Origin of the sequence: Sphingomonas sp. ASV193, from assembly GCF_040203355.1 — a bacterium.
Taxonomy (GTDB): Bacteria; Pseudomonadota; Alphaproteobacteria; order Sphingomonadales; family Sphingomonadaceae; genus Sphingomicrobium.
In genome coordinates, this window is record NZ_JBEHBW010000001.1 from 219,783 (window position 1) to 244,770 (window position 24,988).

At 69.3% G+C, this 24,988-nt stretch carries 24 protein-coding genes; 14 read left to right on the forward strand and 10 right to left on the reverse strand.

The genetic code is table 11. The features are described from left to right. Positions 1 to 47 precede the first annotated feature (47 nt). A complete protein-coding gene (locus tag ABDK56_RS01215; RefSeq protein ID WP_349806247.1) occupies positions 48 to 2,315 on the reverse strand; it encodes an LPS-assembly protein LptD in 2,268 nt (755 codons plus the stop codon). A gap of 109 nt (positions 2,316 to 2,424) precedes the next feature. Between ABDK56_RS01215 and ABDK56_RS01220 the strand changes: the two genes are divergently transcribed. Genes ABDK56_RS01220 through ABDK56_RS01230 form a run of 3 tightly spaced genes read left to right on the forward strand, consistent with a single transcriptional unit; the run spans position 2,425 to position 4,484 of the window. After that, the gene (locus ABDK56_RS01220) at positions 2,425 to 3,873 is read left to right on the forward strand and encodes a leucyl aminopeptidase (RefSeq protein WP_349806248.1); all 1,449 of its coding nucleotides are present in this window, start codon (positions 2,425 to 2,427) and stop codon (positions 3,871 to 3,873) included. A 6-nt stretch (positions 3,874 to 3,879) separates the two neighbouring features. Continuing rightward, positions 3,880 to 4,050 (forward strand): DUF2256 domain-containing protein, encoded by a 171-nt coding sequence (locus ABDK56_RS01225; RefSeq protein WP_349806249.1) that lies wholly within the window; start codon positions 3,880 to 3,882, stop codon positions 4,048 to 4,050. Next, positions 4,047 to 4,484, forward strand: a complete 438-nt coding sequence (locus tag ABDK56_RS01230; RefSeq protein ID WP_349806250.1) for a DNA polymerase III subunit chi — start codon at positions 4,047 to 4,049, stop codon at positions 4,482 to 4,484. The genes ABDK56_RS01225 and ABDK56_RS01230 overlap by 4 nt, the downstream gene beginning before the upstream one ends. On the opposite strand, the gene ABDK56_RS01235 is transcribed toward ABDK56_RS01230, so the two are convergent. Then, the gene (locus ABDK56_RS01235; RefSeq protein WP_349806251.1) at positions 4,481 to 5,314 is read right to left on the reverse strand and encodes a hypothetical protein; all 834 of its coding nucleotides are present in this window, start codon (positions 5,312 to 5,314) and stop codon (positions 4,481 to 4,483) included. The genes ABDK56_RS01230 and ABDK56_RS01235 overlap by 4 nt on opposite strands. Before the next feature lie 62 nt (positions 5,315 to 5,376). Between ABDK56_RS01235 and ndk the strand changes: the two genes are divergently transcribed. Then, positions 5,377 to 5,799, forward strand: coding sequence for a nucleoside-diphosphate kinase (gene ndk, locus ABDK56_RS01240; RefSeq protein WP_349806252.1), 423 nt, complete (start codon positions 5,377 to 5,379; stop codon positions 5,797 to 5,799). A 50-nt stretch (positions 5,800 to 5,849) separates the two neighbouring features. Here ndk and ABDK56_RS01245 read toward each other — a convergent pair whose 3' ends face one another. The 4 genes from ABDK56_RS01245 to purM are packed head-to-tail and all read right to left on the reverse strand — an operon-like array spanning position 5,850 to position 8,376. Beyond that, positions 5,850 to 6,206, reverse strand: coding sequence for a VOC family protein (locus tag ABDK56_RS01245; protein WP_349806253.1), 357 nt, complete (start codon positions 6,204 to 6,206; stop codon positions 5,850 to 5,852). Positions 6,207 to 6,210: 4 nt separating this feature from the next. Continuing rightward, complete coding sequence (locus ABDK56_RS01250) at positions 6,211 to 6,711, reverse strand: hypothetical protein (RefSeq protein WP_349806254.1); 501 nt, start codon at positions 6,709 to 6,711, stop codon at positions 6,211 to 6,213. Next, a complete protein-coding gene (gene purN / locus ABDK56_RS01255; RefSeq protein WP_349806255.1) occupies positions 6,708 to 7,289 on the reverse strand; it encodes a phosphoribosylglycinamide formyltransferase in 582 nt (193 codons plus the stop codon). The genes ABDK56_RS01250 and purN overlap by 4 nt, the downstream gene beginning before the upstream one ends. Continuing rightward, entirely contained in the window at positions 7,282 to 8,376 is a 1,095-nt protein-coding gene (gene purM / locus ABDK56_RS01260) for a phosphoribosylformylglycinamidine cyclo-ligase (RefSeq protein WP_349806256.1), read from the reverse strand. Before purM ends, purN begins: the two co-directional genes overlap by 8 nt. 64 nt (positions 8,377 to 8,440) lie before the next feature. Here purM and ABDK56_RS01265 point away from each other — a divergent pair, with 64 nt between their 5' ends. Genes ABDK56_RS01265 through ABDK56_RS01280 form a run of 4 tightly spaced genes read left to right on the forward strand, consistent with a single transcriptional unit; the run spans position 8,441 to position 13,914 of the window. Continuing rightward, positions 8,441 to 9,697: a heavy-metal-associated domain-containing protein gene (locus ABDK56_RS01265; protein ID WP_349806257.1), complete on the forward strand. Its 1,257-nt coding sequence runs from the start codon at positions 8,441 to 8,443 to the stop codon at positions 9,695 to 9,697. Next, complete coding sequence (locus ABDK56_RS01270; RefSeq protein WP_349806258.1) at positions 9,694 to 10,323, forward strand: HdaA/DnaA family protein; 630 nt, start codon at positions 9,694 to 9,696, stop codon at positions 10,321 to 10,323. The genes ABDK56_RS01265 and ABDK56_RS01270 overlap by 4 nt, the downstream gene beginning before the upstream one ends. Next, entirely contained in the window at positions 10,320 to 12,449 is a 2,130-nt protein-coding gene (locus ABDK56_RS01275) for an RNA degradosome polyphosphate kinase (protein WP_349806259.1), read from the forward strand. Before ABDK56_RS01270 ends, ABDK56_RS01275 begins: the two co-directional genes overlap by 4 nt. Position 12,450: 1 nt before the next feature. Beyond that, positions 12,451 to 13,914, forward strand: a complete 1,464-nt coding sequence (locus ABDK56_RS01280; RefSeq protein ID WP_349806260.1) for a Ppx/GppA phosphatase family protein — start codon at positions 12,451 to 12,453, stop codon at positions 13,912 to 13,914. Here ABDK56_RS01280 and ABDK56_RS01285 read toward each other — a convergent pair. Both ABDK56_RS01285 and rnd read right to left on the reverse strand, forming a co-directional pair. Continuing rightward, a complete protein-coding gene (locus tag ABDK56_RS01285) occupies positions 13,911 to 14,204 on the reverse strand; it encodes an I78 family peptidase inhibitor (RefSeq protein WP_349806261.1) in 294 nt (97 codons plus the stop codon). The two genes, ABDK56_RS01280 and ABDK56_RS01285, sit on opposite strands and share 4 nt — an antisense overlap. Before the next feature lie 29 nt (positions 14,205 to 14,233). Further along, the gene (rnd, locus tag ABDK56_RS01290) at positions 14,234 to 15,439 is read right to left on the reverse strand and encodes a ribonuclease D (RefSeq protein ID WP_349806262.1); all 1,206 of its coding nucleotides are present in this window, start codon (positions 15,437 to 15,439) and stop codon (positions 14,234 to 14,236) included. Between the two features lie 112 nt (positions 15,440 to 15,551). On the opposite strand from rnd, the gene aspS reads away from it, so the two are divergent. Together aspS and ABDK56_RS01300 are read left to right on the forward strand one after the other, a co-directional pair. Beyond that, positions 15,552 to 17,339 (forward strand): aspartate--tRNA ligase, encoded by a 1,788-nt coding sequence (aspS, locus tag ABDK56_RS01295; protein WP_349806263.1) that lies wholly within the window; start codon positions 15,552 to 15,554, stop codon positions 17,337 to 17,339. A 138-nt stretch (positions 17,340 to 17,477) separates the two neighbouring features. Then, positions 17,478 to 18,254: a polyphosphate kinase 2 family protein gene (locus tag ABDK56_RS01300; RefSeq protein WP_349806264.1), complete on the forward strand. Its 777-nt coding sequence runs from the start codon at positions 17,478 to 17,480 to the stop codon at positions 18,252 to 18,254. 3 nt (positions 18,255 to 18,257) lie between these two features. On the opposite strand, the gene greB is transcribed toward ABDK56_RS01300, so the two are convergent. Together greB and ABDK56_RS01310 are read right to left on the reverse strand one after the other, a co-directional pair. Then, on the reverse strand, positions 18,258 to 18,758 hold the full coding sequence (greB, locus tag ABDK56_RS01305; RefSeq protein ID WP_349806265.1) for a transcription elongation factor GreB: 501 nt from the start codon (positions 18,756 to 18,758) through the stop codon (positions 18,258 to 18,260). Further along, positions 18,751 to 20,766, reverse strand: coding sequence for a lytic transglycosylase domain-containing protein (locus ABDK56_RS01310; protein WP_349806266.1), 2,016 nt, complete (start codon positions 20,764 to 20,766; stop codon positions 18,751 to 18,753). Before ABDK56_RS01310 ends, greB begins: the two co-directional genes overlap by 8 nt. A 108-nt stretch (positions 20,767 to 20,874) precedes the next feature. On the opposite strand from ABDK56_RS01310, the gene dapA reads away from it, so the two are divergent. From dapA to ABDK56_RS01330, 4 genes are all read left to right on the forward strand, one after another. Beyond that, positions 20,875 to 21,747, forward strand: coding sequence for a 4-hydroxy-tetrahydrodipicolinate synthase (gene dapA, locus ABDK56_RS01315; protein WP_349806267.1), 873 nt, complete (start codon positions 20,875 to 20,877; stop codon positions 21,745 to 21,747). 4 nt (positions 21,748 to 21,751) lie between these two features. Further along, complete coding sequence (gene smpB / locus ABDK56_RS01320) at positions 21,752 to 22,234, forward strand: SsrA-binding protein SmpB (protein ID WP_349806268.1); 483 nt, start codon at positions 21,752 to 21,754, stop codon at positions 22,232 to 22,234. Then, positions 22,227 to 22,793 (forward strand): DUF2062 domain-containing protein, encoded by a 567-nt coding sequence (locus ABDK56_RS01325; protein WP_349806269.1) that lies wholly within the window; start codon positions 22,227 to 22,229, stop codon positions 22,791 to 22,793. The genes smpB and ABDK56_RS01325 overlap by 8 nt, the downstream gene beginning before the upstream one ends. A gap of 114 nt (positions 22,794 to 22,907) precedes the next feature. Beyond that, entirely contained in the window at positions 22,908 to 24,986 is a 2,079-nt protein-coding gene (locus tag ABDK56_RS01330) for a M13 family metallopeptidase (protein ID WP_349806270.1), read from the forward strand. Positions 24,987 to 24,988: the final 2 nt, after the last annotated feature.

A 24,988-nucleotide genomic window follows, 5' to 3' on the forward strand; every position in this document is an offset into this window, starting at 1 on the left:
ACCCGGAAATGCGACTTTCGCTCTACACGCCGTCGCTGAACCGCAGCTTAGCGACCGAAGTTCTTCAGCGAGAAGCGAAGCGAGAAGGTGCTCCCCTTGCGGAGCGCGCCGACCGTCTCATAGTCCTGCTTCCACGACAGGCCAATATCGAGACAGTCGTCCTCATACTCGATGCCGAGCCGGTTGCGAACCGCCTGGAATCCGTTGGCGAGGCTGAGCGGGTCCTCGGCGCGCGTGGTGAGGTCGATCACCGTCGCCCCGAAGATCGACCAGTAGCGCGCGACGTGCAGCCGCCCCGCGAGCCGAAGCTCCTGCTTGTCGCGCAGGTCCTCGATGCTCGGATCGATCTTGCGGTTGAGCAGCAGGTAGCCGGCCTGGACGTAAGTTTGCGAGCCGCCCACGGTGAGGTCGATCTCGCTGCGGCGAATGGCGAGGTTGTCCTTGTCGAGCCGGAAGCGGTTGGTGATGTCGATCAGCGAGCCGTAGCGCACGCGGAACCGGCCAACGACGTCGCTCAGCCGGTCGGTCAGCCCGGTGCCGTCGGGAAACAGCGAGGCGGCGTTGTTCAGCCGGTAGCTCTGGCCGATCACCGCGTCGGCCGACCAGTTGGGCCGGTCGAGGTTCCATTCGACCCCGTAGGTCACCCGCGCCCCGTCTTCCCACCGGTCGTAGCCGGGGAAGCGGTTGAGGGCGAACAGGTTCGAATCCTCGAGGTCGACCGCGCGCGCGTCCTCGTTGGGGATGGCGAGGTTGGGGGTCGGCGGGGAGGCGACGATCTGGATCCGCGGGGTGATCCGCTGGATGCCGCCAAGCGCCTCGCCGATGAACGGCCATTGCAGGTCCGCCGCCAGCGCCCCGATCAGCCGCGAGTGCCAGCCGTCGGTGCCGGCGTAGATCGGCACGCTCGTCGCCGCCGAATCGTCGGTGTGATAGACGTCGGCGCGGCCATAGGCGGTCAGCGTCAGCTGCTGGCCCCACGGCAGGAGCCGCCGCACGTCCCACTGGAAGCCCGCGAAGGCGCGCTGCGTGTCCTGCCCCCCGGTGCGGGTGATCGCGAGCGTGTTCGCCTGCAGCTGGATGATCCCACCGAGCGCCGGGCCGGGGAGCCGGAAGCGCGCGTCGAACATCGGCAGCGCGATCGGCACCTGGCTCTGGACGTCGTCGACCCGGAGCCCCTGGAAATACCAGCCGGCGAGCGAGATGTAGCTGTTCGGGGTGATCCGTTCGAGGTTGACCGTGCTTCGCAGCCGGTCGTCGTTGGTGAGGTCGTAGAGCGTCGTCAGCGTCTTGTCGGTGGCGCCGCGGAGCGAGGCGGTGACGCTCCAGTCGGGATCGAGCTGGTAGCGGCCGTTAAACTCGCCGTAGCCGCGAAAGCCCTTGCGGGTGGAAATGACATTGCCGCTCGTGTCGAGGTCGGAAATGGTCGAATAGGTGGCGAAGCCGCCGACCTGGAACGCGCCGAGCGAATTGAGCTCGCGATAGCGGGCCTCGATCGCGGGATAGGTGTCGGTGAACAGCCGCGGGGTCAGCGTCAGGTCGCGGTTGGGGCCGAACCGGAAATAATAGGGCAGGGCGATCTCGAGCCCCTTGGCGTGCGAATAGCGAAGGTCGGGGGTCAGCAGCCCGCTGACGCCGCGGTCGCGGTTGCCCGCGATCGCGAAGACCGGGAGCACCGGCAGCGACAGGCCGAAGATGTGGAAGCGCGAGCCTTCGAAGCGCAGCCGGCCGGTGGCCTCGTCGCGGATCACCTTGGCGGCGGTGATCGACCAGCTCGGGTTGCGGGGGCAGCCCGTCTCGCTGACCATCGGGCAGCCGGTGTAGACCGCGTCGGTCAGCGTCATCTTGCCCGCCGCGCGGCGCCCCTCGCGCGCGGCGATGCGTCCGCCGGTGTCGAGCACCAGCAAGAGGTTGTCGATCGTCCCGTCGCGCAGCGAATCGGTCAGCACGACATGGTCGCTGACCAGCTTGTTGCCCTCGGGCGTGACGATCACGACATTGCCGTCGGCGGTCACCAGCCCGGTGCGCCGATCCCAGTCGACCTTGTCGGCGGCGAGATAGTTGCCGTCGCTCGCCATCCGCACCTGCCCGGTCGCGGTGACGACCTCGGTCTTGTCGTCATAGGCGACCTGGTCGGCGGCGAAGTCGATGTCGCGCTGCGGGTCGGCGACGGTAGCGGGGGAGGTGGGGGCGGCCGATTGGGAAGCGGGCAATCGGTCTGAAGCGGCCTGCGCGAACGCGGGGCTCGCCAGCAGCAGCGGCAGCGCCGTCCAGCATCGACCCCAATTCCCCACGCCCGTCCCGCCGCTCGTCGTCACCGATAGAGCCCTGCCTATCGCACCGGGACCGGGCCTCGGCAACCGCCTAGGCTTTGTGTTTTTCGCGCGGGGTCCTAAGGGACAGGCCGACAATTTTTCGAGGTCCTCCATGCAGATTCGTTTTTCCGACAGTCTCCCCGACCGTGGCGTGCGGGTCATCCCGGTTCGCGGCGGCGCGGCCAGCGGCGCGATCGCCGATCTTGGCGCCGACGCGGCGGCTGCGCTCCGTGCCCAGCGCTTCGAGGGCGAGAGCGGGGCGACCGCCGACCTTTACCCGGCGGGCAAGCGGGTGCTGGCGATCGGCATCGGCGACAAGGCGACCGGCGAGGCGGCGGAGAAGCTGGGCGGCGCGGTCGTCGCCAAGCTGCTGACCTCGGGCGAAAGCGAGGCGGCGATCGAGCTGTCGGACAGCGGGTTCGACGCCGAGGATTCGGCGCGGGTCGCGCTCGCCGCGGCGCTGCGCGCGTGGCGGCACGACCGCTATCGCACCAAGCTCAAGGACAAGCAGAAGCCCAGCCTGGCGACCGTGACCATCGTCGGCGCGCCCGCCGGGGCCGCCAAGCTTTACGAGGAACGCTACGCGCCGCTCGTCGCCGGGGTCGAATTGACCCGCGAGCTGGTGGCCGAGCCGCCCAACATCATCTACCCGGAAAGCTTCGCCAAGCGGGTGCGCGAAAGCGTCGAAGGCACCGGTCTCAAGGTCCGCGTGCTCGGGCAGGCGGAAATGACCGCGCTCGGCATGGGCGCGCTGCTCGGCGTCGCGCAGGGCTCGGTGCGCGAGCCGCAGCTGCTGGTGCTCGAATGGAACGGCGGGGCCGACGGCACGCCGCCGATCGCGCTGGTCGGCAAGGGCGTCACCTTCGACACCGGCGGGATCTCGATCAAGCCCGCCGCGGGCATGGAATCGATGAAGTGGGACATGGGCGGCGCGGGCGCGGTCGCGGGCGCGATGAAGGCAATCGCCGGACGCAAGGCGAAGGCCAATGTCGTCGGCATCTGCGGGCTGGTGGAGAATATGCCCGACGGCAATGCCCAGCGCCCGGGCGACGTGGTGACGACGATGGACGGCCAGACGGTCGAGGTGATCAATACCGACGCCGAGGGGCGGCTGGTGCTCGCCGACGCGATCACCTGGGTCCAGCGCGAATATAAGCCGAGGGTGATCGTCGACCTCGCCACCCTCACCGGGGCGATGGTGATCGCGCTCGGCCACGAATATGCCGGCATTTTCTCGAACGACGACGACCTCGCGCTGCAGCTGATCGGCGCGGGCGACGCGACCGGCGACAAGCTGTGGCGCCAGCCGCTCGGCGATGCCTACGACCGGCTGATCGATTCGCCGATCGCCGACATGAAGAACGTCGGCCCGCGCGAGGGCGGGTCGATCACCGCCGCCCAGTTCATCAAGCGCTTCGTCGGCGACGGCGTGAAATGGGCGCATCTCGACATCGCCGGCATGGCCTGGTCGGACAAGGATTGCCCGACCTGGGCGAAGGGCGCGACCGGCTATGGCGTGCGCCTCCTCGACCGGTTCGTCGAGGACGTCGCCGAGGGCTGAGGCGCGATGGCCCGGATGCGACGCAAGGCGGACCTTCCGTCCAAGATTTGCGCCGCGTGCGGGCTGCCGTTCGCGTGGCGCAAGAAGTGGGAGCGCGACTGGGACCAGGTCCGCTACTGCTCCGAGCGTTGCCGCCGCGCGGGCAAGGGCGCGAGCCGCGACCCGGTGGCCGGGTGAGGGTCGATTTCTACCAGTTCGGCGGCGCCGCGAGCGCCGACGCGGTGATCGCGTCAATCGCCGGGCGGCTGCTCGGCGAGGGCCAGCGGCTGGTGGTGGTTCATGCCGACGAGGGCGAGCGCGCGCGGCTCGACCGCCAGCTGTGGGACCAGGGCGCGGCGAGCTTCGTCCCGCACGGGGTGGCTGGCGGCGCCGACGACTCGCGCCAGCCGGTGTTGATCACCGGCGGAAGCGACGCGCCCAACGGCGCCCGCAACCTGCTGATCGCCGACGGCGAGTGGCGCGAATCGGCGCTGAGCTACGACCGTGCCTTTTTCCTGTTCGATGCCGACGGGGTGGCCGAGGCGCGGCTGGCGTGGAAGCTGCTGTCGGGCCGCGACGCCGAGCGACACTACTGGGCGCACGAGGACGGGCGCTGGGTGGAGAAGGGCTAGCCCTGCAGATCCTTCGGCAGCGGCAGTGGCTTGGCAGTCGACTCGCGTAGCTTGTACGGCTTGCCGTCGACCATCAGCGGCTTGCAGATATATTGCTCGCTGACGTCAGCGCGCAGCTTCTTGAGGTCGAACGGGTCGCCATCGGGGGAAAGTCGTTTGATGCCCCGCTTCGCGAACTTCTCGTCGTTTTTCAGCCCCATTCCCACGACCGTTTCCGACGCCCGAACCGCGGCGATCAGATCGCGCGTGGCGTCGTCTAGCAAGTCGTCGGACACGGGGCCGGGGCGATCGCCCAACTCGTTCACGGCCTGCCACGATAGGCGCGCCCGGGAACTGTGGTCGGCCCAGTAGCGCACATCGACCCAGATCGAGGAATAGTCCATCGCCACCTTTGGCGTCATGTGCAGCATGACATCGCTCGACTGGGCGAAGTTCCAGCTGTCGCCGTAGGTGCCGAAGTCGCGGGTGGAGCCGATGCCGCGAATGTCGGGAAGCTTCTTCGTCTTCCGCGCGTCATCAATGAGTTCGAACAGCGCCTCCGATCGGTTGGCGACGCATGGGTAGGACAGCAGGTGGTAGGCAAAGGCGCCGCGCACCCACGCCAGTTCCTCGTCCATCATCCGTTCCGACGCGGCCTGCCGCATCCGCCAGCGAATCTCGTCGACCAGCGCGCCGATGCCAAGCGCGATCAGCACGCCCAGCGTAGTGACAACGAGGTCGCGGGTGAAGTCGCGGCTGCGGACGATCCGCGCGAGGGCGTTGCGGCGCTTCCGCGCCGCGGCCCGTGCTTCGCCCCCGTCTTCCATCGACGCCCCCCGCTTGATCGCCAACCCGCCCTTGCCTAGAGAGCCCGCCAAATCCCCTCCCGTCAATTCACATTTGGAGACGTTTCATGGCGGTCACCCGCACCTTTTCGATCATCAAGCCCGACGCCACCCGCCGCAACCTCACCGGCGCGGTCACCAAGATGCTCGAGGACGCCGGCCTGCGCGTTGTCGCCTCGAAGCGCATCCACATGAGCCGCGAGCAGGCCGAGGGCTTCTACGCGGTGCACAAGGAGCGTCCCTTCTTCGGTGAGCTGGTCGACTTCATGATCAGCGAACCGGTGGTGGTCCAGGTGCTCGAAGGCGAGGACGCCGTGACGCGCAATCGCGACGTGATGGGAGCGACCAACCCGGCCGACGCCGCCGAGGGCACGATCCGCAAGACCCATGCGCTCTCGATCGGCGAGAACAGCGTCCACGGCAGCGACAGCGACGAGAATGCGGCGATCGAGATCCGCCACTTCTTCAACGACGACGAGATCGTTGGCTAAGGCGCTGTAACCTCAGGCAGAATTAAGGCCGTCGGGGCGACCCGACGGCCTTATTCGTTGATGATCCGTCCGATCCGCACGAGCACTCCATTCGGATCGCTGACCGCGAACTCGTAGCAACCCCAAGGCTTCGCGGCGGGCGTGTTGGGCTCGATGATCAGTTCGCGCACACGGTCGGCGACGGCATCGACATCGTCGACATAGAGGTAGAGGCCGAGCGGGTTGTCCTCGACCCGGGCGGGCCAGCCGGGCTGGTGACGAAGGTGGAGATGCCAGCCGCGCCCGTCGGCGAGGATCCGGTAATGGCCCCAGTCGCTTTCGAGCGCGAAGCCGAGGCGGCGGTAGAACGCCTCGCTCGCGTCGAGGTCGGCGGCGGGGACGATCGTGACGACGCGGTGATCGGTCATGGCCTTATCCTCTTCCAAACCCGGTCACGCGCAGCGAGTGACCGCCGAACAGCCCGCCCTTCACCCATTGCCAGCCGACATGATATCGCCCGCCGCCGGTGCGGTCTTTGCCCGCTTCGACATAGCGCGCGGCGATGGTGAACGACAGCCGCCCGCTGCGCACGTCGCCCTTCGGCTCGCCGACCAGCGCTTCGAGCGAGGAGGCAGCAACCTTGCCGTCGCTGCCGACCTGGATCGGCGGCTTGCCGGCGGCGGTCAGCGTCAGCGAATCGAGCGAATGGCTTGCCTCGACCGGCGAGATCGTCAGCGTCCGCCCCTCGTCGGCGACCGACCCGCGAAGCGCGAGCGGGATCGCGCCGCGCTGTTCGACCACGGTGGTGGTGCGTGCCGGCTCGTCGCCCCAGCTTTTCCACAAAGCGAGCGCGGAAATGACCAGCCCGGCGACCGCGACGATCTCGGCGAAGGTCAGCCAGCGCAGGCGGCGCGATCGCGGCGAATCGGTCATTGTTTACGCTCCGCCCGCCGGACGAATTCGGCAAGTACGCGCGGATAGAGCTGGTGTTCGGCGATCAGCACGCGCGCGTCGAGCGCCTCGGCGTCGTCGCCGGGCAGGATCGCGACTTCGACCTGCCCGAGGATCGCGCCCGAATCGACCTCGGGCGTGACGAGGTGGACGGTCGCGCCCGTCACGTCGTCGCCTGCGTCGATTGCCGACTGGTGGGTGTGCAGCCCCTTGTATTTGGGCAGCAGCGAGGGGTGGATGTTGACCAGCCGCCCGGCCCAGCGCTCGACGAAGCCGGCGGGGATGATCCGCATGAAGCCCGCCAGCGCGATATAGTCGGGGTTCGCCTCGGCGATCGCGGCCTCGAGGGCGGGCCAGAGTCCAGCCTTCAGCGCCTTGGCGTCGATCGCGGCGGTCGGCACGCCCTCGGCCGCGGCGAGCGCGAGCCCCGCCGCCTGGGGCTTGTCCGACAGCACCGCGCAGATCGCGAACGGGCAGTCGTCGGCCTTGGCGGCGTAGAGCAGCGCGGCCATGTTCGACCCGCGGCCCGAAATGAGGACCGCGACGCGCGCCCTATCCATGGTGGCTGGCGGACCAGACGTCGGCCGCGCCCCAGCTTCCCGCCGGACCGGCGACGGTGCAGCCCTTCTCGCCCACCTCGATCCGGCCGATGCGGTAAACGGTCTCGCCCGCCGCCTCGAGCGCGGCGGTGACCGCGTCGGCGTCGCCCGCGCGGACCACGGCGACCATGCCGATCCCGGTGTTGAAGGTGCGCGCCATTTCGCCCGGTTCGATCGATCCGCCGGCCTGGAGGAAGGCGAACAGCGGCGGCAGCGGCCACGCCGCGGCGTCGACCACGGCGTGGCAGCCGTCGGGCAGGACGCGCGGGATATTCTCGAGCAGTCCGCCGCCGGTGATGTGCGCAAGCGCGGCGATCCGCCCCTCGCGGACCAGCGGGAGCAGCGATTTCACGTAAATCCGCGTCGGCTCGAGCAGCGCCTCGCCGAGCGTCCCGCCCTCCCACGGTTGCTCGAGCGTCCAGTCGTTGCGCGCGATAAGCCGGCGCACCAGCGAGAAGCCGTTCGAATGGACCCCCGAGCTCGCCAGCCCGAGCAGCAGGTCGCCCGGCGCGACCTTCGACCCGGTAAGTGCCCTGGCGCGGTCGACCGCCCCGACGCAGAAACCGGCGAGGTCGTAGTCGCCGCCCTCATACATTCCCGGCATCTCGGCGGTCTCGCCCCCGATCAGCGCGCAGCCCGCGATCCGGCACCCCTCGGCGATCCCGGCGACGACGCGGGTGGCGACCGCCTGGTCGAGCTTTCCGGTCGCATAATAGTCGAGGAAGAACAAAGGCTCGGCGCCCTGCACGACGAGGTCGTTGACGCACATCGCGACGAGGTCGATGCCGACCCCGTCGTGACGGCCGCTGTCGATCGCCAGCTTGAGCTTGGTCCCGACGCCGTCGTTCGCGGCGACCAGCAGCGGATCGTCATAGCCCGCGGCCTTGAGGTCGAAGAAGCCCCCGAACCCGCCCAGCTCGGCGTTCGCGCCCGGCCGCGCGGTCGCCTTGGCGAGCGGGGCGATCGCCCGGACCAGCGCGTTGCCCGCGTCGATCGACACGCCCGCATCGGCGTAGGTGAGGGGCGTATTGCTCGTATCGTCGCTCATGTGAGCGCCGAGTAGCTATATCCTGCTTGGATTTCCACGCCGTTGTCGCCAAAAGCCGTTGGCAATGCTGTCCCGCCGCCGCGCCGCCCTGTTCGCGATCCCGCTGTTCGCTGCCCTCGGCGGCGGCGCCTACCTCTATGCGCAGATGGAAGGCGGCGACCGCGGCATCATGCCGATCGACAGCTCGCAGACGCTCGAGGTCGGCGGGCTCCACGTCGACGTCGGCGGCAAGGACGCGACCGAGGCGCGCTACAACGGGTGGAAGCTCGCGCAGCGGATGGGCTTCCGCAAGCTGTGGGCCAAGATGAACAACCAGCCCGAATCGGCCGCACCCAATCTCAGCGACACCGATCTCGACGACATCGTCAGCTCGGTCATCGTCCAGAACGAGCAGATCGGGCCGAATCGCTATATCGCCGACCTCGGCATCCTGTTCGACCGCGCCAAGGCTGGGCAGATCCTCGGCGCGCCGGGGCAGGCGCAGCGATCGGCGCCGATGCTGCTGATCCCGATCGTCACTAGCGGCGGAACCGACACCTCGGTCGAGACCCGCAACCTGTGGCAGCGCGCCTGGGCGCAGTTCCGCACCTCGCAAAGCCCGATCGACTACATCCGCGTGTCGGGCAACGGGGTCGACCCGCTGCTGGTCAACGCCGCGATCACCCGCCGCCCGGGGCGCGGATGGTGGCGCAACGTGATGGACCTCTACGGCGGCGCGAACGTGCTGATCGCCGAGGTGCAGCTCCATCGCCTCTATCCGGGCGGCCCTGCGCGCGCGGTTTTCATCGGCAGCTTCGGCCCCGACCGCCGCCCCCTCGGCAGCTTCACGCTGACCGCCAAGGACAGCGCCGACCTGCCGCGGATGATGAACGAGGGCGTCGAGCGGATGGACCAGCTGTTCGCCCAGGCGCTCGCGGCGGGGATCGTGAAGGGCGATTCGTCGCTGGTGATCCAGGCGCCGCCGCCCCCGGTCGACGATACGCCCGAGGTCGCCGACACGCCCAAGGCCCAGTCGATCCGGATGCTGCTGCTGACCCAGGACGCGGCGACGCTCGAGGCGGCGGTGGCGCAGATCCGCGGGATCGCCGGGGTTACCGGCGTCAGCGAGAACAGCGTCGCGCTTGGCGGGACGAGCACGCTGACGATCAGCGCGACGGCGGCGCCCGAGGCGATTCGCGACGCGCTGATCGCGCTCGGCTATCGCGCGACCTACCTCGGCGGCGCGATCGAGGCGTCGCGCTCGGTCGCCCGCGCCGCGCCGCGCCCCCAGCCCGGCGCGCCGACCCCGCCCGCCGGCCAGCCCGCGACCCCCTCGCCATGACCGCGGGCAAGGACCAGATCGCGCTTCCGCTCGACTGGCCCCAGGCCCAGGACGACAGCCGCTTCATCCTGTCCGACGCCAACCGCGCCGCGTTCGATCATTTCCGCAACTGGAGCCTGTGGCCGGTCAAGGCGAGCCTGCTGACCGGGCCGCGCCGTTCGGGACGCTCTCTGCTGGCGCGCGCTTTCTGCGAGCGGGTCGGGGGGCGGCTGGTCGAACAGGCCGACCGGCACGACGAGGAGGCGCTGTTTCACGCGTGGAATTCGGCGCAGGACAGCGGCCGCCCGCTGGTCATGGTGGTCGACGAGGTGCCCCCGGCGTGGACCCCGGCGCTGCCCGACCTTCGCACCCGGCTGGCGGTGACCCCGGTGGCTCGGATCGAGCAGCCCGACGACGCGCTGTTCCGAAGCGTGATCCGGCTTCTGTTCGCCGATCGCGGGCTGCACATCCCCGACGAGGCGCTGCGCTTCGTCGCCGAGCGGGTCGAGCGCAGCTATTTCAACGCCGAGCGGGTGGTCGAGGCAATCGACCGCTTCGCCATCGCCGAACGGGCGCGACTGACGCTGCCGACGGTGCGCCGCGCGCTCGGCGAGGGCGGGCTGATCGACCTGCGCGGGGCGGCGTGACCGAGGCGCCGCCGCTGGGCGCCGACAAGGCGTTCAACCGCGAGCTGAGCTGGCTCGCCTTCAACACCCGCGTGCTCGAGGAAGCCGCCAACCCCGCGCACCCGCTGCTCGAACGGCTGCGCTTCCTGTCGATCAGCGGCGACAATCTCGACGAATTCTTCATGACCCGCGTCGCCGGGCTCAAGGGCCAGCAGCTGCGCGGGGTCGAGGAGCTGTCGATTGACGGGCTGACCGCCAGCCAGCAGCTCGGGCCGATCGCCGCCGAGGCCGACGCGCTGGTCGTCGCGCAGCAGGCCGAGTGGCTGGTGCTCCGTGAGGCGCTGGCCGAGAACGACATCGAGGTCGTCGCCCCCGATGCGCTCGGCAAGGACGAGGCCGAGTGGCTGCGCGGCCATTTTCGCGAACAGATCCTGCCGGTGCTCACGCCGCAGGCGATCGACCCGACCCACCCGTTCCCGTTCATCCCTAACAAGGCGTTCAGCCTGGTCTTCCTGCTGAAGCGCGGGCGGCGCAAGGAGCCGGTGACCGAGCTGCTGATGATCCCCTCGACGCTTCCGCGCTTCGTGGAGCTGAAAGGCGGGGAGGGGCATCGCTTCATCGCCATCGAGCAAGCGATCCGCGCGCACATCGACCAGCTGTTTCCCGGGTTCGAGGCGCGCGGCAGCGGCGCGTTCCGGATCCTTCGCGACAGCGACATCGAGCTCGACGACGAGGCCGAGGACCTGATCCGCTACTTCCGCTCGGCGATCCAGCGGCGGCGCCGCGGGCGGGTGATCCGGCTCGAATTTTCCGCCGACACCCCGCCCGAGCTCGAGGAGATGGTGCGCACCGGCCTGTCGGCGAAGGACGCGCTAGTCAACGAGAGCAGCGGGCTGATCGGGATCGCCGACCTGTCGATGCTGGTCGAGGTCGACCGGCCCGACCTCAAGTTCACCCCGTTCACCCCGCGCCTGCCCGAGCGGATCGCCGAGCATGACGGCGACATCTTCGCCGCGATCCGGGCGAAGGACTTCATCATTCATCACCCCTACGAAAGCTTCGAGGCGGTGGTGGGCTTCCTGCGGCAGGCGGCAGCCGATCCCGACGTGGTGGCGATCAAGCAGACGCTCTACCGCGCGGGCAAGCAGTCGGCGATCGTCGATGCGCTGGTTGCGGCGGCCGAGGCGGGCAAGACGGTCACCGCGGTGGTCGAGATCAAGGCGCGCTTCGACGAGGAGCAGAATCTGCTGTGGGCCGGGCGGCTCGAGCGCGCCGGGGTGCAGGTGATCTACGGCTTCGTCGACTGGAAGACCCACGCCAAGGTGTCGATGGTCATTCGCCGCGAGGGCGGGGCGCTGCGCACCTACTGCCACTTCGGTACGGGAAACTATCACCCGGTGACCGCGCGAATTTACACCGACCTCAGCTTCTTCACCGCCTCGCGCCGCGCGGCGCGCGACGCGGCCAAGCTGTTCAACCTCACCACCGGCTACGTCCAGCCCAAGGGGCTCGAGTTGCTGACGCTCAGCCCGCGCGGGCTGCGCGAGCGGATGCTGTCGCTGATCGACGCCGAAATCGCTTCGGCGCGCGAGGGGCGGCCGGCGGCGGTGTGGGCGAAGATGAACTCGCTGACCGACCGGCTGGTGATCGCCAAGCTCTACGAGGCGAGCGAGGCGGGGGTGTCGATCGACCTCATCGTCCGCGGGGTCTGCTGCCTGAGGCCGGGGATCGCCGGCCTGTCGTCGAACATCCGGGTCAAGTCGATCGTCGGCCGCTTCCTCGAACATAGCCGGATCTTCGTGTTCGCCAACGGCCATCGGCTGCCCAACCGCGCCGCGCGGGTTTACATCTCCTCGGCCGACTGGATGCCGCGCAATTTCGACCGGCGGGTCGAATATCTGCTGCCGCTCGAAAACCCGACGGTCCACGCGCAGGTGCTCGACCAGGTGATGATCGCCAACCTGATCGACAACGAGCAGAGCTGGTCGCTCGAAAGCGACGGCAGCTATGTCCGGTCGGTGCCGGGCAAGCGCCACTTCAACCTCCACCAATATTTCATCACCAACCCGTCGCTGTCGGGCCGCGGCCATTCGCTGGCGGGCAAGGCGGTGCCCAAGCTTCGCCTGACCCAGCGCGGCGGCGCCTGAGATGGCGGGCGAATCGCGCTTCGGTCCGGTCGGGATCATCGACATCGGCTCGAACTCGGTGCGCTTCGTCGCCTATGCCGGGACCGCGCGGGTGCCCTCGACCATCTTCAACGAAAAGGTGGTCGCCTCGCTCGGCCGCTCGCTGGCGATCGACAACCGGATCGACGAGGAAGCCGCCGCGCGCGCGATCTCGGCGCTGGCGCGCTTTCGCCAGCTCGCGCGCGACATGGGGCTGAAGCGGGTCCATACCGTCGCCACCGCCGCGGTGCGCGATGCCGACAATGGCGAGGACTTCCTGCGCCGCGCGCGCGAGCTCGGGCTCAAGCCGCGGCTGCTGAGCGGCGAGGAAGAGGCCGAATATTCGGGGCTCGGGGTCATCTCGGCGATCCCGCGCGCGGCGGGGCTCGCGGCCGATCTCGGCGGCGGCTCGCTCGAGATCACCGGGCTGGCGCGCGGCGAGGCGGGGGCGGGGGTGTCGCTCCCGCTCGGCGTGCTGCGCATCGCCCGGCTCGACAGGGCCGACCTCGTCGCCGCGATCCGCAAGGGTATCAAGGGCACCCGGCTGGCCGAGGCGGCGGCGGGACAGTCGCTCTACCTCGTCGGCGGCTCGTTCCGCGCGCTCGCCCAGCTCGACCTCCGGGACCAGGCGCACCCGTTGCCGATCGTCCACCAGCACCGGCTGACGCCAGATAGGATCAAGGTTCTTTCGGCGCTGGTGGCGACGGGCGACACCGACCTCATGGCCCAGAAGAGCGGGCTGTCGGGCTCGCGCATCGCGACCCTGCCGGGAGCGCTCAAGATCCTCGGCGCGATGCGCGACACGCTCGAGCCGAAGCGGGTGGTGGTGTCGGCGTTCGGGCTTCGCGAGGGGCTGCTCTACCGCGACCTGCCGGGAACGCAGCGTGCCGAAGACCCGTTGCTCGCCGCCGCGCTCGAGGTCGGCGAGCGGCTCGGGCGGTTCGGCGATCATGGCGCGCTGCTCGACGAATGGATCGACCCGCTGTTTCCCAACGAGGAGATGGAGGCCAAGCGGATCCGCCTCACCGCCTGCCTGCTCGGCGACATCGGCTGGAACGCGCATCCCGATTTCCGAGCCGAACGCGCGGTCGACCTCGCGCTTCACGGCAACTGGGTGGCGATCGACGCGCATGGCCGGGCGCTGCTCGGCCGCGCCTTATGGGCGGCGTTCGGCGACGACAGCAGCTTCGATCCGCGGGTGCTCGCGCTGCTGCGCGACGGCGAGGACGCGCGGGCGCAGGCGTGGGGACGCGCGATCCGGCTCGCGCAGCGGCTGTCGGCGGGGACCGAGGGAACGCTTCGGCGGACCAGCGTCGCGCTCACCAATCGGAAGGTCAAATTGACCATGCGCCAGCGCGATTCGGCGCTCTATGCCGAGGCGGTCGAGCGGCGGCTGGCGCAGCTGGCGAAGGCGCTCGGCCGCGAGGCCGAGGTGGTGTTCGCCTAGCCGCAGTTGACCGCGAGGATCTTGTTGGCGTGATCGAGCCGCACGGTCACCCGGCTCTCGATGAAGATCATGCTGAGCATCACCCCCGGCGGCGCCCAGCGCAGCGAGGCGCTGTGAGTCGCCGCCATCAGCGCGGCGGCATTGTCGGCGGTCGCGGTCTGGCCGACGTACGACTGGCCGGCGGCGGCATCGCACTTGTAGCCGGGGATCACTCCGACCGTCGGGCTCTGCGCGGGCGCGGCGGCGCAGGCGGCGAGCGCGGCGAGGGGAAGCAGGGAAAGCGGGCGCATCGATCGGCTCCTTCCAAGGGTCGGAAGGATCAAGCGCTCGCCGGCGTGTCGGGTTCCTGAACGGGTCCGGTTTCCAGTCGGCTCATCTTGAGCTTGCCGTTTTCGGTGGCGAAGCCCAATCGGCCCTCGACGAGGTCGAGCGCGTCGCGCCCGAACTGTTCGAACCGCCAGCCGCTCAGGATCGGCAGGTCGCCGCGAACCCCGGCGGCGAGCGCCTCGAGATCGTCCGACCGCGAGATCAGCTTGGCCGCGACCCCGACGTCCTTGGCGCGGATCTTCAGCAGCAGCTTGAGCAGGTCGCTGACCAGCGCGGCGTCCTTGGTCAGCCCGGGCCGCTTGGCGTCGCGGTTGGGCAGCTCGTCGGGGTCGAGCGGCTTGGCGCCCGCGACTGCCGCCATCAGCCGCGCGCCGATGTCGTTGGTCCGCCACCCGCTCGACAGGCCGCGCACCTTGCCGAGGTCGTCCTGCGTCTTTGGCGGGTGGCTGGCGAGCTCGCCCAGCGTGTCGTCCTTGATGATCCGGCCGCGCGGCAGGTTCTTGCCGCGCGCCTCGGTCTCGCGCCACGCCGCGATCGCGCGCAGCCGCCCGAGCACCGCCGGGTTGCGGCTGGGCAGCTTGAGCCGCTTCCACGCGTCCTCGGGCTCGAACGCGAAGCTCGAAGGGTCGGCCAGCCGCTCCATCTCCTCGTTAAGCCACGCCCCGCGCCCGGTCTTCTTGAGCCGCTGGACGAGCTTGGGGAAGATCACCGACAAATGGGTGACGTCGGCGATCGCATAATCGAGCTGGCGCTTGTCGAGCGGACGGCGCGACCAGTCGGTGAAACGCGCGCCCTTGTCGAGGCTGTGCCCGAGCATTGATTCGACGAGGTTCGAATAGCCGATCTGCTCGCCGAACCCGAGCGCCATCGCCGCGATCTGGGTATCGAACAGCGGCACCGGCACCTTGCCGGTCAGGTTATGGATGATCTCGAGGTCCTGCCCGCCGGCGTGGAAGACCTTGAGCACGTCGTGATTGTCGACCAGCAGCGCGAGCAGCGGGCCCATGTCGAGCCCCTCGGCCTTGGGGTCGATCGCCGCGGCCTCCTCGGTCGACGCGATCTGGAGCAGGCACAGCTCGGGCCAATAGGTGTTTTCCCGCATGAACTCGGTGTCGACCGCGACGAAATCGGCCTGGGCAAGGCGGGAGACGAGGGCGGCGAGGTCGTCGGACTTGGTGATCAGCTTGTGAATCTTCATGTCCCGCGGGCCTTAGCGGGGCGCGTCCGCCTTGACAAAGCAAGAGTGGTTCGGTGAAGCGACGCCGCGCTTTTTTCCGCACCGCAGCGACCCCTTTTCGACGAGTATGACCATGCACGCCTACCGCTCCCACACCTGCGACCAGCTTCGCGCCGCCGACGTCGGCCAGACCGTCCGCCTGTCGGGCTGGATCCATCGCAAGCGCGACCATGGCGGGGTGCTGTTCGTCGATTTGCGCGACCATTACGGGCTGACCCAGGTGGTGTGCGACAGCGACAGCCCGGCGCTCGCGGTGCTCGAGGGGCTGCGCGTCGAGAGCGTGGTCACGATCGACGGCGAGGTGAAGGCGCGCGCGCCGGGCACCACCAACGCCAAGCTGCCGACCGGCGATATCGAGCTGTTCGCCCGCTCGGTCGAGATCCAGTCGAAGGCCGACGAGCTGCCGATGCCGGTCGCGGGCGAGCAGGACTACCCTGAGGAAATCCGGCTCAAGTACCGCTACCTCGACCTTCGCCGCGAGCGGCTTCACGCCAACATCCTGCTCCGCTCGAAGGTGATCGCCTCGATCCGGCGGCGGATGATCGACCAGGGCTTCACCGAGTTCCAGACCCCGATCCTGACCGCGTCGAGCCCCGAAGGCGCGCGCGACTATCTCGTCCCCAGCCGGGTCCACCCGGGCAAGTTCTACGCGCTCCCGCAGGCCCCGCAGATGTTCAAGCAGCTGCTGATGGTGGCGGGCTTCGACCGCTATTTCCAGATTGCCCCCTGCTTCCGCGACGAGGACGCGCGCGCCGACCGCTCGCCGGGTGAATTCTACCAGCTCGATTTCGAGATGAGCTTCGTCACCCAGGACGACGTGTTCGCGGCGATCGAGCCGGTGCTGTCGGGTGTGTTCAAGGAATTCGCCAACGGTCGCAGCGTGACCGAGGGCGCCTATCCGCGCATTCCCTATCGCGAGGCGATGCTGAAGTACGGCAGCGACAAGCCCGACCTCAGGAACCCGCTGGTCGTCCACGACGTCGGCGAGCATTTCAAGGGCTCGGGCTTCGGCCTGTTCGCGGGAATGGTCGAGAAAGGCCATGTCGTGCGCGCGGTTCCCGCGCCGAACACCGCCGAGAAGAGCCGGAAATTCTTCGACGAAATGAACGACTGGGCGCGCGGCGAAGGGTTCGCCGGGCTCGGCTACGCCACCCGCAAGGGCGGCGAGTGGGGCGGCCCGATCGCCAAGAACCACGGCACCGAGGGGATGGACTGGCTCGCCGGGCAGCTCGGCACCGGTCCCGACGACGGAATCTTCTTCGCCGCCGGCCCCGAGGCGCAGGCGGCCAAGCTCGCCGGGCTCGCGCGCACCCGCGTCGGCGAGCAGCTCGGGCTGATCGAGGAAGGCGCGTTCAAATTCTGCTGGATCGTCGACTTCCCGATGTTCGAATATGACGAGGACAACAAGAAGATCGACTTCAGCCACAACCCCTTCTCGATGCCGCAGGGGGGGATGGAGGCGCTCGAGCGGAAGGACCCGCTCGACATCCTCGCATGGCAGTACGACATCGTCTGCAACGGGGTCGAACTGAGCTCGGGCGCGATCCGCAACCATCGTCCCGACATCATGTACAAGGCGTTCGAAATCGCCGGCTATTCGAAGGACGAGGTCGATACCAACTTTCCCGGCATGATCGGCGCGTTCAAATATGGCGCGCCGCCGCACGGCGGGTCGGCGCCGGGCATCGACCGGATCGTCATGCTGCTGGCCGACGAGCCCAACATCCGCGAGGTGATCGTCTTCCCGATGAACCAGAAGGCCGAGGACCTGCTGATGAACGCCCCGGCCGAGGTGACGCCGAAGCAGCTCAAGGAACTGTCGATCCGAATCGTCGGCGACGGCGCGCCCAAGCCCGCCTGAGGCCCCGACCCTCACTGGACACGCCCGACGCCGACGCGCGCCCAGCGGTGGCGGGGGCGGCCTGAAACGATCCAGAACGGGACTCTTCGGACGCTTGGTCAATTGCGGATCGGTTAACATCCGATTATCCACCGGCGCGTGCCGATCGATTTCGCGCCGCACGAACGGGGGGCGCCGTTCTCCGGGGACTTTGCTGCAGCGCTCGACGCGGTGCAGGGCCGGATCGCGTCGCTAAGCACCGCGCAGGTCGTCCACCACAAGCGGACCCTCGTCGTCCTCGAAGGCTGGGTCGGCGCGGGCAAGACGGCCGCGCTGTCGCGGCTCGTCGCCGCGCTCGACCCATGCCATACGAAGGTGCTGGCGATGCGCGACGTGACCGAGCGCGACGACGAGCGCCACTGGTTCGCGCCCTTCTGGGAGGCGCTTCCGGCGGGAGGCGAGACGACCATCTTCTTTCGCAGCTGGTACAGCCGCGCCGCGACCGCGCGCCGCGCCGGGGCGCTCGGCGACCGCGGCTGGCACCGGGCGATCGACGAGATCAACGAGTTCGAGAACCAGCAGCGCGAGCATGGCACCGCGCTGGTCAAGCTGTTCTTCCACGTCTCGCCCGAGGTGCAGGCCGAGCGGATCCGCGAGCGCGCCGAGGACCCGTGGGCGCGCCACCTGTTCACCGCCGAGCAGGTCGCGCGGATCGGCGCGCGCGCGGAGATGGGCCCGATCGCCGCCGAGCTGCTCGATGCCACCGACACCCGCTGGGCGCCGTGGACGATGATCGACGCTGCCGACCCGCGCAGCGCGCAGACCGCCGCGCTCGGCGCGGTCGCCGCGGCGATGGCCAAGTCGATCCCGGCCGATCCGCCCGCCGACGTCCACTCGGCCGAAGTCGTCGACCTCGACAGCCGCCGCCGCGGCTGAGCCTTACCCCTCGGGGTAGCGGATCGCGATCACCTCGTAGCTTTTCTCGCCGGCGGGCAGCCGCACCAGCCGCTCGTCGCCGACCTTCGCCCCGACCAGCGCGCGTGCGATCGGGGCGCGCCAGCTGACCCGGCCCGCGGTGGCGTCGGCCTCGTCCTCTCCGACCAGCGTGAGCGTGCGCCGCACATCCTCCTCGTCGGCGAGCTCGACCGTCGCGCCGAAGCGGACCGCGTCGCGCTGTTCCTGCCGTGCGGGATCGACCACCTTGGCCGCCTTCATCGCCTTCGACAGATAGCCGAGCCGCCGGTCGATCTCGCGCAGCCGCTTGCGCCCGTAGATATAGTCGCCATTCTCGCTGCGGTCGCCGTTGCCCGCCGCCCAGGCGATGGTGTCGACCAGCTTGGGCCGCTCGGTCCCGAACAGCTGGTCGTATTCGGCGCGGAGCTTCGCCATTCCCTGCGGGGTGATGAACCGTTCGGCGGGCTTGCCGCCCGGCTCAGCCACGGCTGCCGAGATAAGTGGTCAACCGTCGCCCGCCGGTCCCGCCCGGGTTGAGCTGGTCGTAGACGACGGTGTTCTCGAGCACGCGCTGGACGTAGCCGCGGGTCTCGTCGAACGGGATCCGCTCGATCCAGGTGACCATGTCGATCTGCCCGGTGCGCGGGTCGCCGTTGTTGCGGATCCACTTCGACACGTTGCCCGACCCGGCGTTGTAGGCGGCGACCGCGAGCGGGATGCTGCCGTTCCATACGTCGACCAGATGCTCGAAGTAATAGGTGCCGAGCGCGACGTTGTAGGTCGGGTCGCTGGTCAGCCGCCCGCCGTCGTAGGCCATGCCCATCTTGCCCGCATATTGACGCGCGGTGCCGGGCATCAGCTGCATCATCCCCATCGCCCCGGCGTGGCTGACGATCCCCTTGTCGAAACTCGATTCCTGCCGGGTGATGCCGTGCGCCAGCGACCAGGTCCGCCCGGTCGAGGCGGCGAACTGGTGGCTCGGGTAGGCCGCGGCATAGTAGAAGCGGTCGCCCGAGTTGCGCGCCTCGCGCTCGGTCCACACCGCGAGGTCGGGGCGGCCGATCGCCACCCCCATCTGCGCCGCCAGCATCCGGTCGGCGTCGTTGTCGAGGTTGTCGGCGAGCGCGCGGACGAACAGCGCCTGTTCCGACCGGCTGCCGTACTGGCGGAGCGAGCGGAGCGCCGCGACGAGCCGCTTGTCCTCGAACGCGCGGCGCTGCGCGTCGGTCACCGCGATCGACGGGCTGGTCCCCGGCGCGGGGATCGGTCGACCGAGCTTTTCGAGCGCGAGCTGGCCGTAGAACAGCTCGGGAGTGCGCGCGGCGGCGTCGTAATATTGGACCGCGAGGTCGGAGCGTCCGGCGCGGCTGGCGGCGCGCCCGGCCCAGTAATGGCCCTTGCTCGCGACCTGGAGCGACTGGCCCGCGGTCGCATAGCGCTCGAACATCGCGACCGCGTCCATCGGCCGCCCGAGCGCGCTGTAGGCGGCCTGGCCCGCTAGCCACGCCAGCCCGGTAACGTCGTCGCGCACCGCGTAGCTCTGGTCGCTGAGCTTGTCGCCCGCCGGCACGAGGTCGTCGATCTGGCGGGCGATATTATAGGCGCTGGCCCAGTTTCCGCGTCCCGCCGCCCCGCGCGCGAGCGACAGCTGGAGGTCGACGAAGCGTTCGAGGTCGCGCGGCGGGAGCGAGAGCCGCCGCGGCTGGGCGAACAGCGCCTCGGCGCTGGCATCGGCGCCGCGCGCGCGGAAATAGCGCGCCCGGTCGACCAGCAGCCCGGCATCGGCCGGCGCCATCGCCTGGACCAGCGCATATTGCGCCTCGGCGTCGCCGCCGCCGCCCTGGAGCGCGATCCGCGCCTGGAACTTGGCGCGCTCGTCGGGCGCGGTCCACGGCAGCAGGCGATAGGCCTCGGCCGGCTTCTTCGCGAACAGCAGCGAATCGACCCGCGCGTCATAGTCGGCGGCGGTCAGCCGCTGCGCGAACCGCCCCTGGATCGAGGCCTCGTCATAGGCCGGGAGGTCGGCCTTGCCCCACGCCCAGCGAGTCGCGGTCCACGCGTCGTCGGCGCGCCCGCTGGCGGCATAGGCCTCGGCCAGCCGCGCCCAGCCATTGCCGGTCTGGGGCCGGGTCTTGGCGAAAAAGGCGAGCACCAGCGCCGCGTTCTCCCCCGGCCGCATCGCCTTTTCGGCGGCGGCGCGCATCGACCTTTCGCCGGGCCAGCCGGGGTTGGCGTTGAGGAAGCCGGCGTAGCTGGCGAAGGAATAGCCGCCGCTTTGCCGGAGCGAGCGCCACTGGCCGATCGCCGCGGAGACCGAGGCGGTCGGGGCCGACGAATAGCCGGTCGAGGCATAGCTGCCCGGCGCATAGCCGTAAGGTTGCTGGGCGACCGGCTGGAGCTGCCCGCCGACGCTCGGCTGCCCGTAAGACCCGGTCTGCGCCACCGCGCTGCCCGCCGCTGCCAGCCATGCCGACCAAAACGCTACTCTCGCCATGCTGGACATGATGCCCGGGCCGTCCTTATCAGGCGCTGAATGAAACGGACGCGTCGGGGGAGCGCCTTGACCCCCTGCCACGTGCCCCGTCGGAAGGATTAGCAAAGCATGTTCTCTGGCTCAATTCCGGCCCTCGTGACGCCCTTTGCGGCAGGCCGTGTCGACGAAGAGGCGTTCCGAGCCTTCGTCGACTGGCAGATCGCCGAGGGCTCGGACGGGATCGTCCCGTGCGGCACCACCGGCGAGGTCGCGACGCTGACCAACGAGGAGCAGCACCGGCTGTTCGCGATCGCCGTCGAAGTCGCCGCGGGCCGCGTGCCGGTCATCGCCGGCTGCGGGTCGAACAACACCGCGACGGTGATCGAGCATATGAAGGCCGCCGAAGCCGCGGGCGCCGACGCCGGGCTGATCGTGCTGCCCTATTACAACCGCCCCAGCCAGGCCGGGCTGCTCGCCCATTTCGAGGCGATCGTCGCCGCGTCGAGCCTGCCGATCGTCGTCTACAACGTTCCCGGCCGGACGGTCACCGACATCAGCGTCGAAACGCTCGCCGAGGTGGCCAGGCTGCGCGGCGTGGTCGGGATCAAGGACGCCACCGGCAACCTCGGCCGGGTCACCGCGCAGCGGCTGGCGTGCGGCGAGGACTTCTGCCAGCTCAGCGGCAACGACGAGACCGCGCTCGCCTTCAACGCGATGGGCGGGGTGGGGTGCATCTCGGTCAGCGCCAATGTCGCGCCGCGGCTGTGCGCCGACTTCCAGCGCGCGAATCGCGAGGGGCGGCACGACGAGGCGCTCGCGCTCCAGGACCGGCTCTATCCGCTCCACGTCGCGCTGTTCACCGACGCCTCGCCGGGGCCGGCCAAATATGCGCTCGGCCGGCTGCGCGGGATGTCGGCCGAGCTTCGCCTGCCGCTGACCGAGCCGTCGGCGGCCTCGAAAAAGGCGGTCGACGAAGCGCTGGCCCACGCGGGGCTGATCTAAGCCGATGGCCAAGCTGCCGATCCGCGAGTTCGACAAGGTCAAGGTCGTCGCCGACAACCGGCGCGCCTATTATGAATATTTCGTCGAGGAAAAGTTCGAGGCGGGGATCGAACTGCAGGGTACCGAGGTCAAGTCGCTGCGCACCGGCGAGGGGTCGATCGCCGAAAGCTACGCGATGGTCGAGGACGAGGAAGTGTTCCTCGTCAATTCGAACATCCCGCAATATGCCAAGGGCAGCTGGATGAACCACGAGCCGCGCCGCCGCCGCCGGCTGCTGCTTCGGAAGCGCGAGATCGCCAAGCTCCACGGCGCGATCACCCGGCAGGGGCTGACGCTGATCCCGCTGTCGCTCTATTTCAACGGCGCGGGCAAGGCGAAGGTCGAGCTCGCGCTCGCCAAGGGCAAGAAGGCGCACGACAAGCGCGAGGCGGTCAAGGAACGCGACTGGAAGCGCGAGCAGGGAAGGCTGCTTCGCCAGCATGGCTGAGGGGCGGCGCTTCTCGCTGTTCGGCTGGGTCCAGTCGCACATCCCGACGCAGGAGACGATCGGCAAGTATCGGCTGCTCCGCCCGTTCGCCAAGCAATTGTCGCGGCCCGACCTGTGGCGGCTCAACCATCGCTCGGTCCCGCGCGGGGTCGCCCTCGGACTCGGCGTCGGGATCATCATCCCGTTCATGCACGTGGTCATCGCCGCGCTGCTCGCGATCCCGGCTCGCGCCAACATCATGTTCGCGGCGCTGTTCACGCTGGTGGTCAACCCGCTGACCATCCCGCCGATGTATTACCTCGCCTATCGCATCGGGCGATGGGAGCTTCGACAGGAAGCGGTGGTCGACCTCAACGACGCGACCAACGTGTCGGGCGAGCTGGCGCGGTTCATGTTCTGGATCCACCATGCCAGCAAGCCGATCGCGGTCGGGATCCTGACGCTCGCCGCGGTGTCGGCGCTGCTCGGTTACCTGTTCGCCTCGATCGGCTGGCGCTGGTGGGTCGGCAGCAAGCTGCGCGAACGCCGCCACGCGCGCCGCGCCGCGCGCGCCGGCTGAGCCCTTCGTCGGCGTGGGGCCGCCGTTCGTCGGCTGGCGCTGGCGCGAGGGCGACGCGCACGCCACGCTCCGGCGATTTTTCGAACATATGACCGTCGATTCAGGGAGAATGAAATGACCAAGTGGATGAGCCTGCTCGCGGCGACGACCGCGCTCAGCGCGTGCGCGACCCAGGCCCCGCCGATGCCGGCGATGGCCGAGGCAGCACCGCCGGTCGCCCCCGTGGTCGCCCCCGTAGTCGCTGCGCCGCAGCCGCACGCGCAGATCGGCGATTACGGGTTCGACGCGGCGGGGATGGATCGCTCGATCCTGCCCGGCAACGACTTCTACAATTACGCCAACGGCACCTGGGCGAAGAACACCCCGATCCCCGCCGACAAGTCGAACTATGGCGCGTTCAACGTGCTCGACGACCTGTCGAAGCAGCGCACTCACGATATCCTCGACGAGGCCGCGAAGGACCCCAACAGCAAGATCGGGACCGCCTACACGACGTTCCTCGACACCGCGACGATCGAGGCCAAGGGGCTGGCGCCGATGAAGCCCTGGCTCGACAGCATCGGCGGGCTGAACTCGAAGGCCGGGCTCGCCGACCTCTACGCCCGCGCGACCCGGATGGGCGTCGGCGTTCCGTTCGGCGCGGGCGTCGGGCAGGACGACAAGGAGCCCGAACAATATTCGCTCTCGCTCGGTCAGGCCGGGCTCGGGCTCCCCGACCGCGACTATTATCTTTCGAACGATCCGAAGATGGTCGAGGCGCGCAATGCCTATGTCGACCATATCGCGAAGATGATGGCGCTGGCCGGGCAGCCCGACGGGGCGGCGCGGGCGCGCGCGATCCTCGCGCTCGAAACCCAGATCGCGAAAGTGTCGTGGACCCGCATCCAGAACCGCGACACCGACAAGACCTACAACAAAATGGCGCTCGCCGACCTGACGCGGAGTGCGAAGGGCTTCGACTTCGCCAGCTATTTCCGAGGCATCGGCACGCCCGCGACCAGCCTGATCGTGTCGCAGCCGACCGCGGTCGCCGCGATCGCGCGGATCGTCGGCGCGGCGCCGCTCGGCGTGCTCAAGGACCAGCTGATGGTCCGCTCGCTCGACGCCTATGCCGACGTTCTGCCGAGCGCGTTCGACCAGGAGAATTTCCACTTCTACGGCACCGTCCTGTCGGGCACCCCCGAACAGCAGGTCCGCTGGAAGCGCGCGGTCGACTTCACCACCGGGGCGCTGTCCGACGACGTCAGCAAGATCTACGTCCAGCGCTATTTCCCGCCCGAAACCAAGGCGGCGGCGGACCAGCTGGTCAAGAACATCATCGCGGCGATGAACCGGCGGATCGACAAGCTCGACTGGATGAGCCCGCAGACCAAGGTCGAGGCGCACGCCAAGCTCGCCGCCTTCACCCCCAAGATCGGCTATCCCGACCGCTGGCGCGACTATTCGGCGCTGCAGATCGTCAAGGGCGACGCGCTCGGCAACGAGATGCGCGCCAACGAATGGGCGCATAACTACAACGTCGGTCACCTCGGCATGCCGATGCAGCGCTGGGAATGGGGCATGACCCCGATGACCATCAACGCCTACGCCAACCCCGGCATGGTCGAGATCGTCTTCCCGGCCGCGATCCTCCAGCCGCCGTTCTTCGATCCGAACGCCGACCCGGCGGTCAACTATGGCGGGATCGGCGCGGTGATCGGGCACGAGATGAGCCATCACTTCGACGACCAGGGCGCCAAGTACGACAAGACCGGGCGGCTCGCGAAATGGTGGACCGACGCCGACACCGCCGCCTTCCAGGCGCGGCTCGACAAGCTCGGCGCGCAATATGACGCCTACGAGCCGCTTCCCGGCAAGCACGTCCAGGGCAAGCTGACGATGGGCGAGAACGTCGCCGACCTCGCCGGCCTGACCGTCGCGCACGATGCCTACATCGCCTCGCTGAATGGGGCGACACCGCCGGTGATCGACGGGACGACCGGCGACCAGCGCTTCTACCTCGGCTGGGCGCAGGTGTGGCGGCGCAACTATCGCGAGGCGAACCTGATGCAGCGGCTGCTGACCGATCCGCACAGCCCGAGCGAGTTTCGCGCCGACATCGTCCGCAACATGGACCCCTGGTATTCGGCCTTTTCGCCGCAGCGGGGGCAGAAGCTCTACCTTGCGCCCGCCGACCGGGTGCGTATCTGGTAAGG

Bases quoted from the DNA above. Each gene is read 5' to 3' on its own strand.
- ABDK56_RS01285 (WP_349806261.1), bottom strand. From the start codon at position 14,204: ATGCGCCCGCTTTCCCTGCTTCCCCTCGCCGCGCTCGCCGCCTGCGCC.
- dapA (WP_349806267.1), top strand. From the start codon at position 20,875: ATGTTCTCTGGCTCAATTCCGGCCCTCGTGACGCCCTTTGCGGCAGGC.
- ABDK56_RS01220 (WP_349806248.1), top strand. From the start codon at position 2,425: ATGCAGATTCGTTTTTCCGACAGTCTCCCCGACCGTGGCGTGCGGGTC.
- ABDK56_RS01270 (WP_349806258.1), top strand. From the start codon at position 9,694: ATGACCGCGGGCAAGGACCAGATCGCGCTTCCGCTCGACTGGCCCCAG.
- ABDK56_RS01310 (WP_349806266.1), bottom strand. From the start codon at position 20,766: ATGGCGAGAGTAGCGTTTTGGTCGGCATGGCTGGCAGCGGCGGGCAGC.
- smpB (WP_349806268.1), top strand. From the start codon at position 21,752: ATGGCCAAGCTGCCGATCCGCGAGTTCGACAAGGTCAAGGTCGTCGCC.
- rnd (WP_349806262.1), bottom strand. From the start codon at position 15,439: ATGAAGATTCACAAGCTGATCACCAAGTCCGACGACCTCGCCGCCCTC.
- ABDK56_RS01245 (WP_349806253.1), bottom strand. From the start codon at position 6,206: ATGACCGATCACCGCGTCGTCACGATCGTCCCCGCCGCCGACCTCGAC.
- purN (WP_349806255.1), bottom strand. From the start codon at position 7,289: ATGGATAGGGCGCGCGTCGCGGTCCTCATTTCGGGCCGCGGGTCGAAC.
- ABDK56_RS01225 (WP_349806249.1), top strand. From the start codon at position 3,880: ATGGCCCGGATGCGACGCAAGGCGGACCTTCCGTCCAAGATTTGCGCC.
- ABDK56_RS01250 (WP_349806254.1), bottom strand. From the start codon at position 6,711: ATGACCGATTCGCCGCGATCGCGCCGCCTGCGCTGGCTGACCTTCGCC.
- aspS (WP_349806263.1), top strand. From the start codon at position 15,552: ATGCACGCCTACCGCTCCCACACCTGCGACCAGCTTCGCGCCGCCGAC.
- ABDK56_RS01325 (WP_349806269.1), top strand. From the start codon at position 22,227: ATGGCTGAGGGGCGGCGCTTCTCGCTGTTCGGCTGGGTCCAGTCGCAC.
- ndk (WP_349806252.1), top strand. From the start codon at position 5,377: ATGGCGGTCACCCGCACCTTTTCGATCATCAAGCCCGACGCCACCCGC.
- ABDK56_RS01280 (WP_349806260.1), top strand. From the start codon at position 12,451: ATGGCGGGCGAATCGCGCTTCGGTCCGGTCGGGATCATCGACATCGGC.
- ABDK56_RS01265 (WP_349806257.1), top strand. From the start codon at position 8,441: ATGCTGTCCCGCCGCCGCGCCGCCCTGTTCGCGATCCCGCTGTTCGCT.
- ABDK56_RS01330 (WP_349806270.1), top strand. From the start codon at position 22,908: ATGACCAAGTGGATGAGCCTGCTCGCGGCGACGACCGCGCTCAGCGCG.
- purM (WP_349806256.1), bottom strand. From the start codon at position 8,376: ATGAGCGACGATACGAGCAATACGCCCCTCACCTACGCCGATGCGGGC.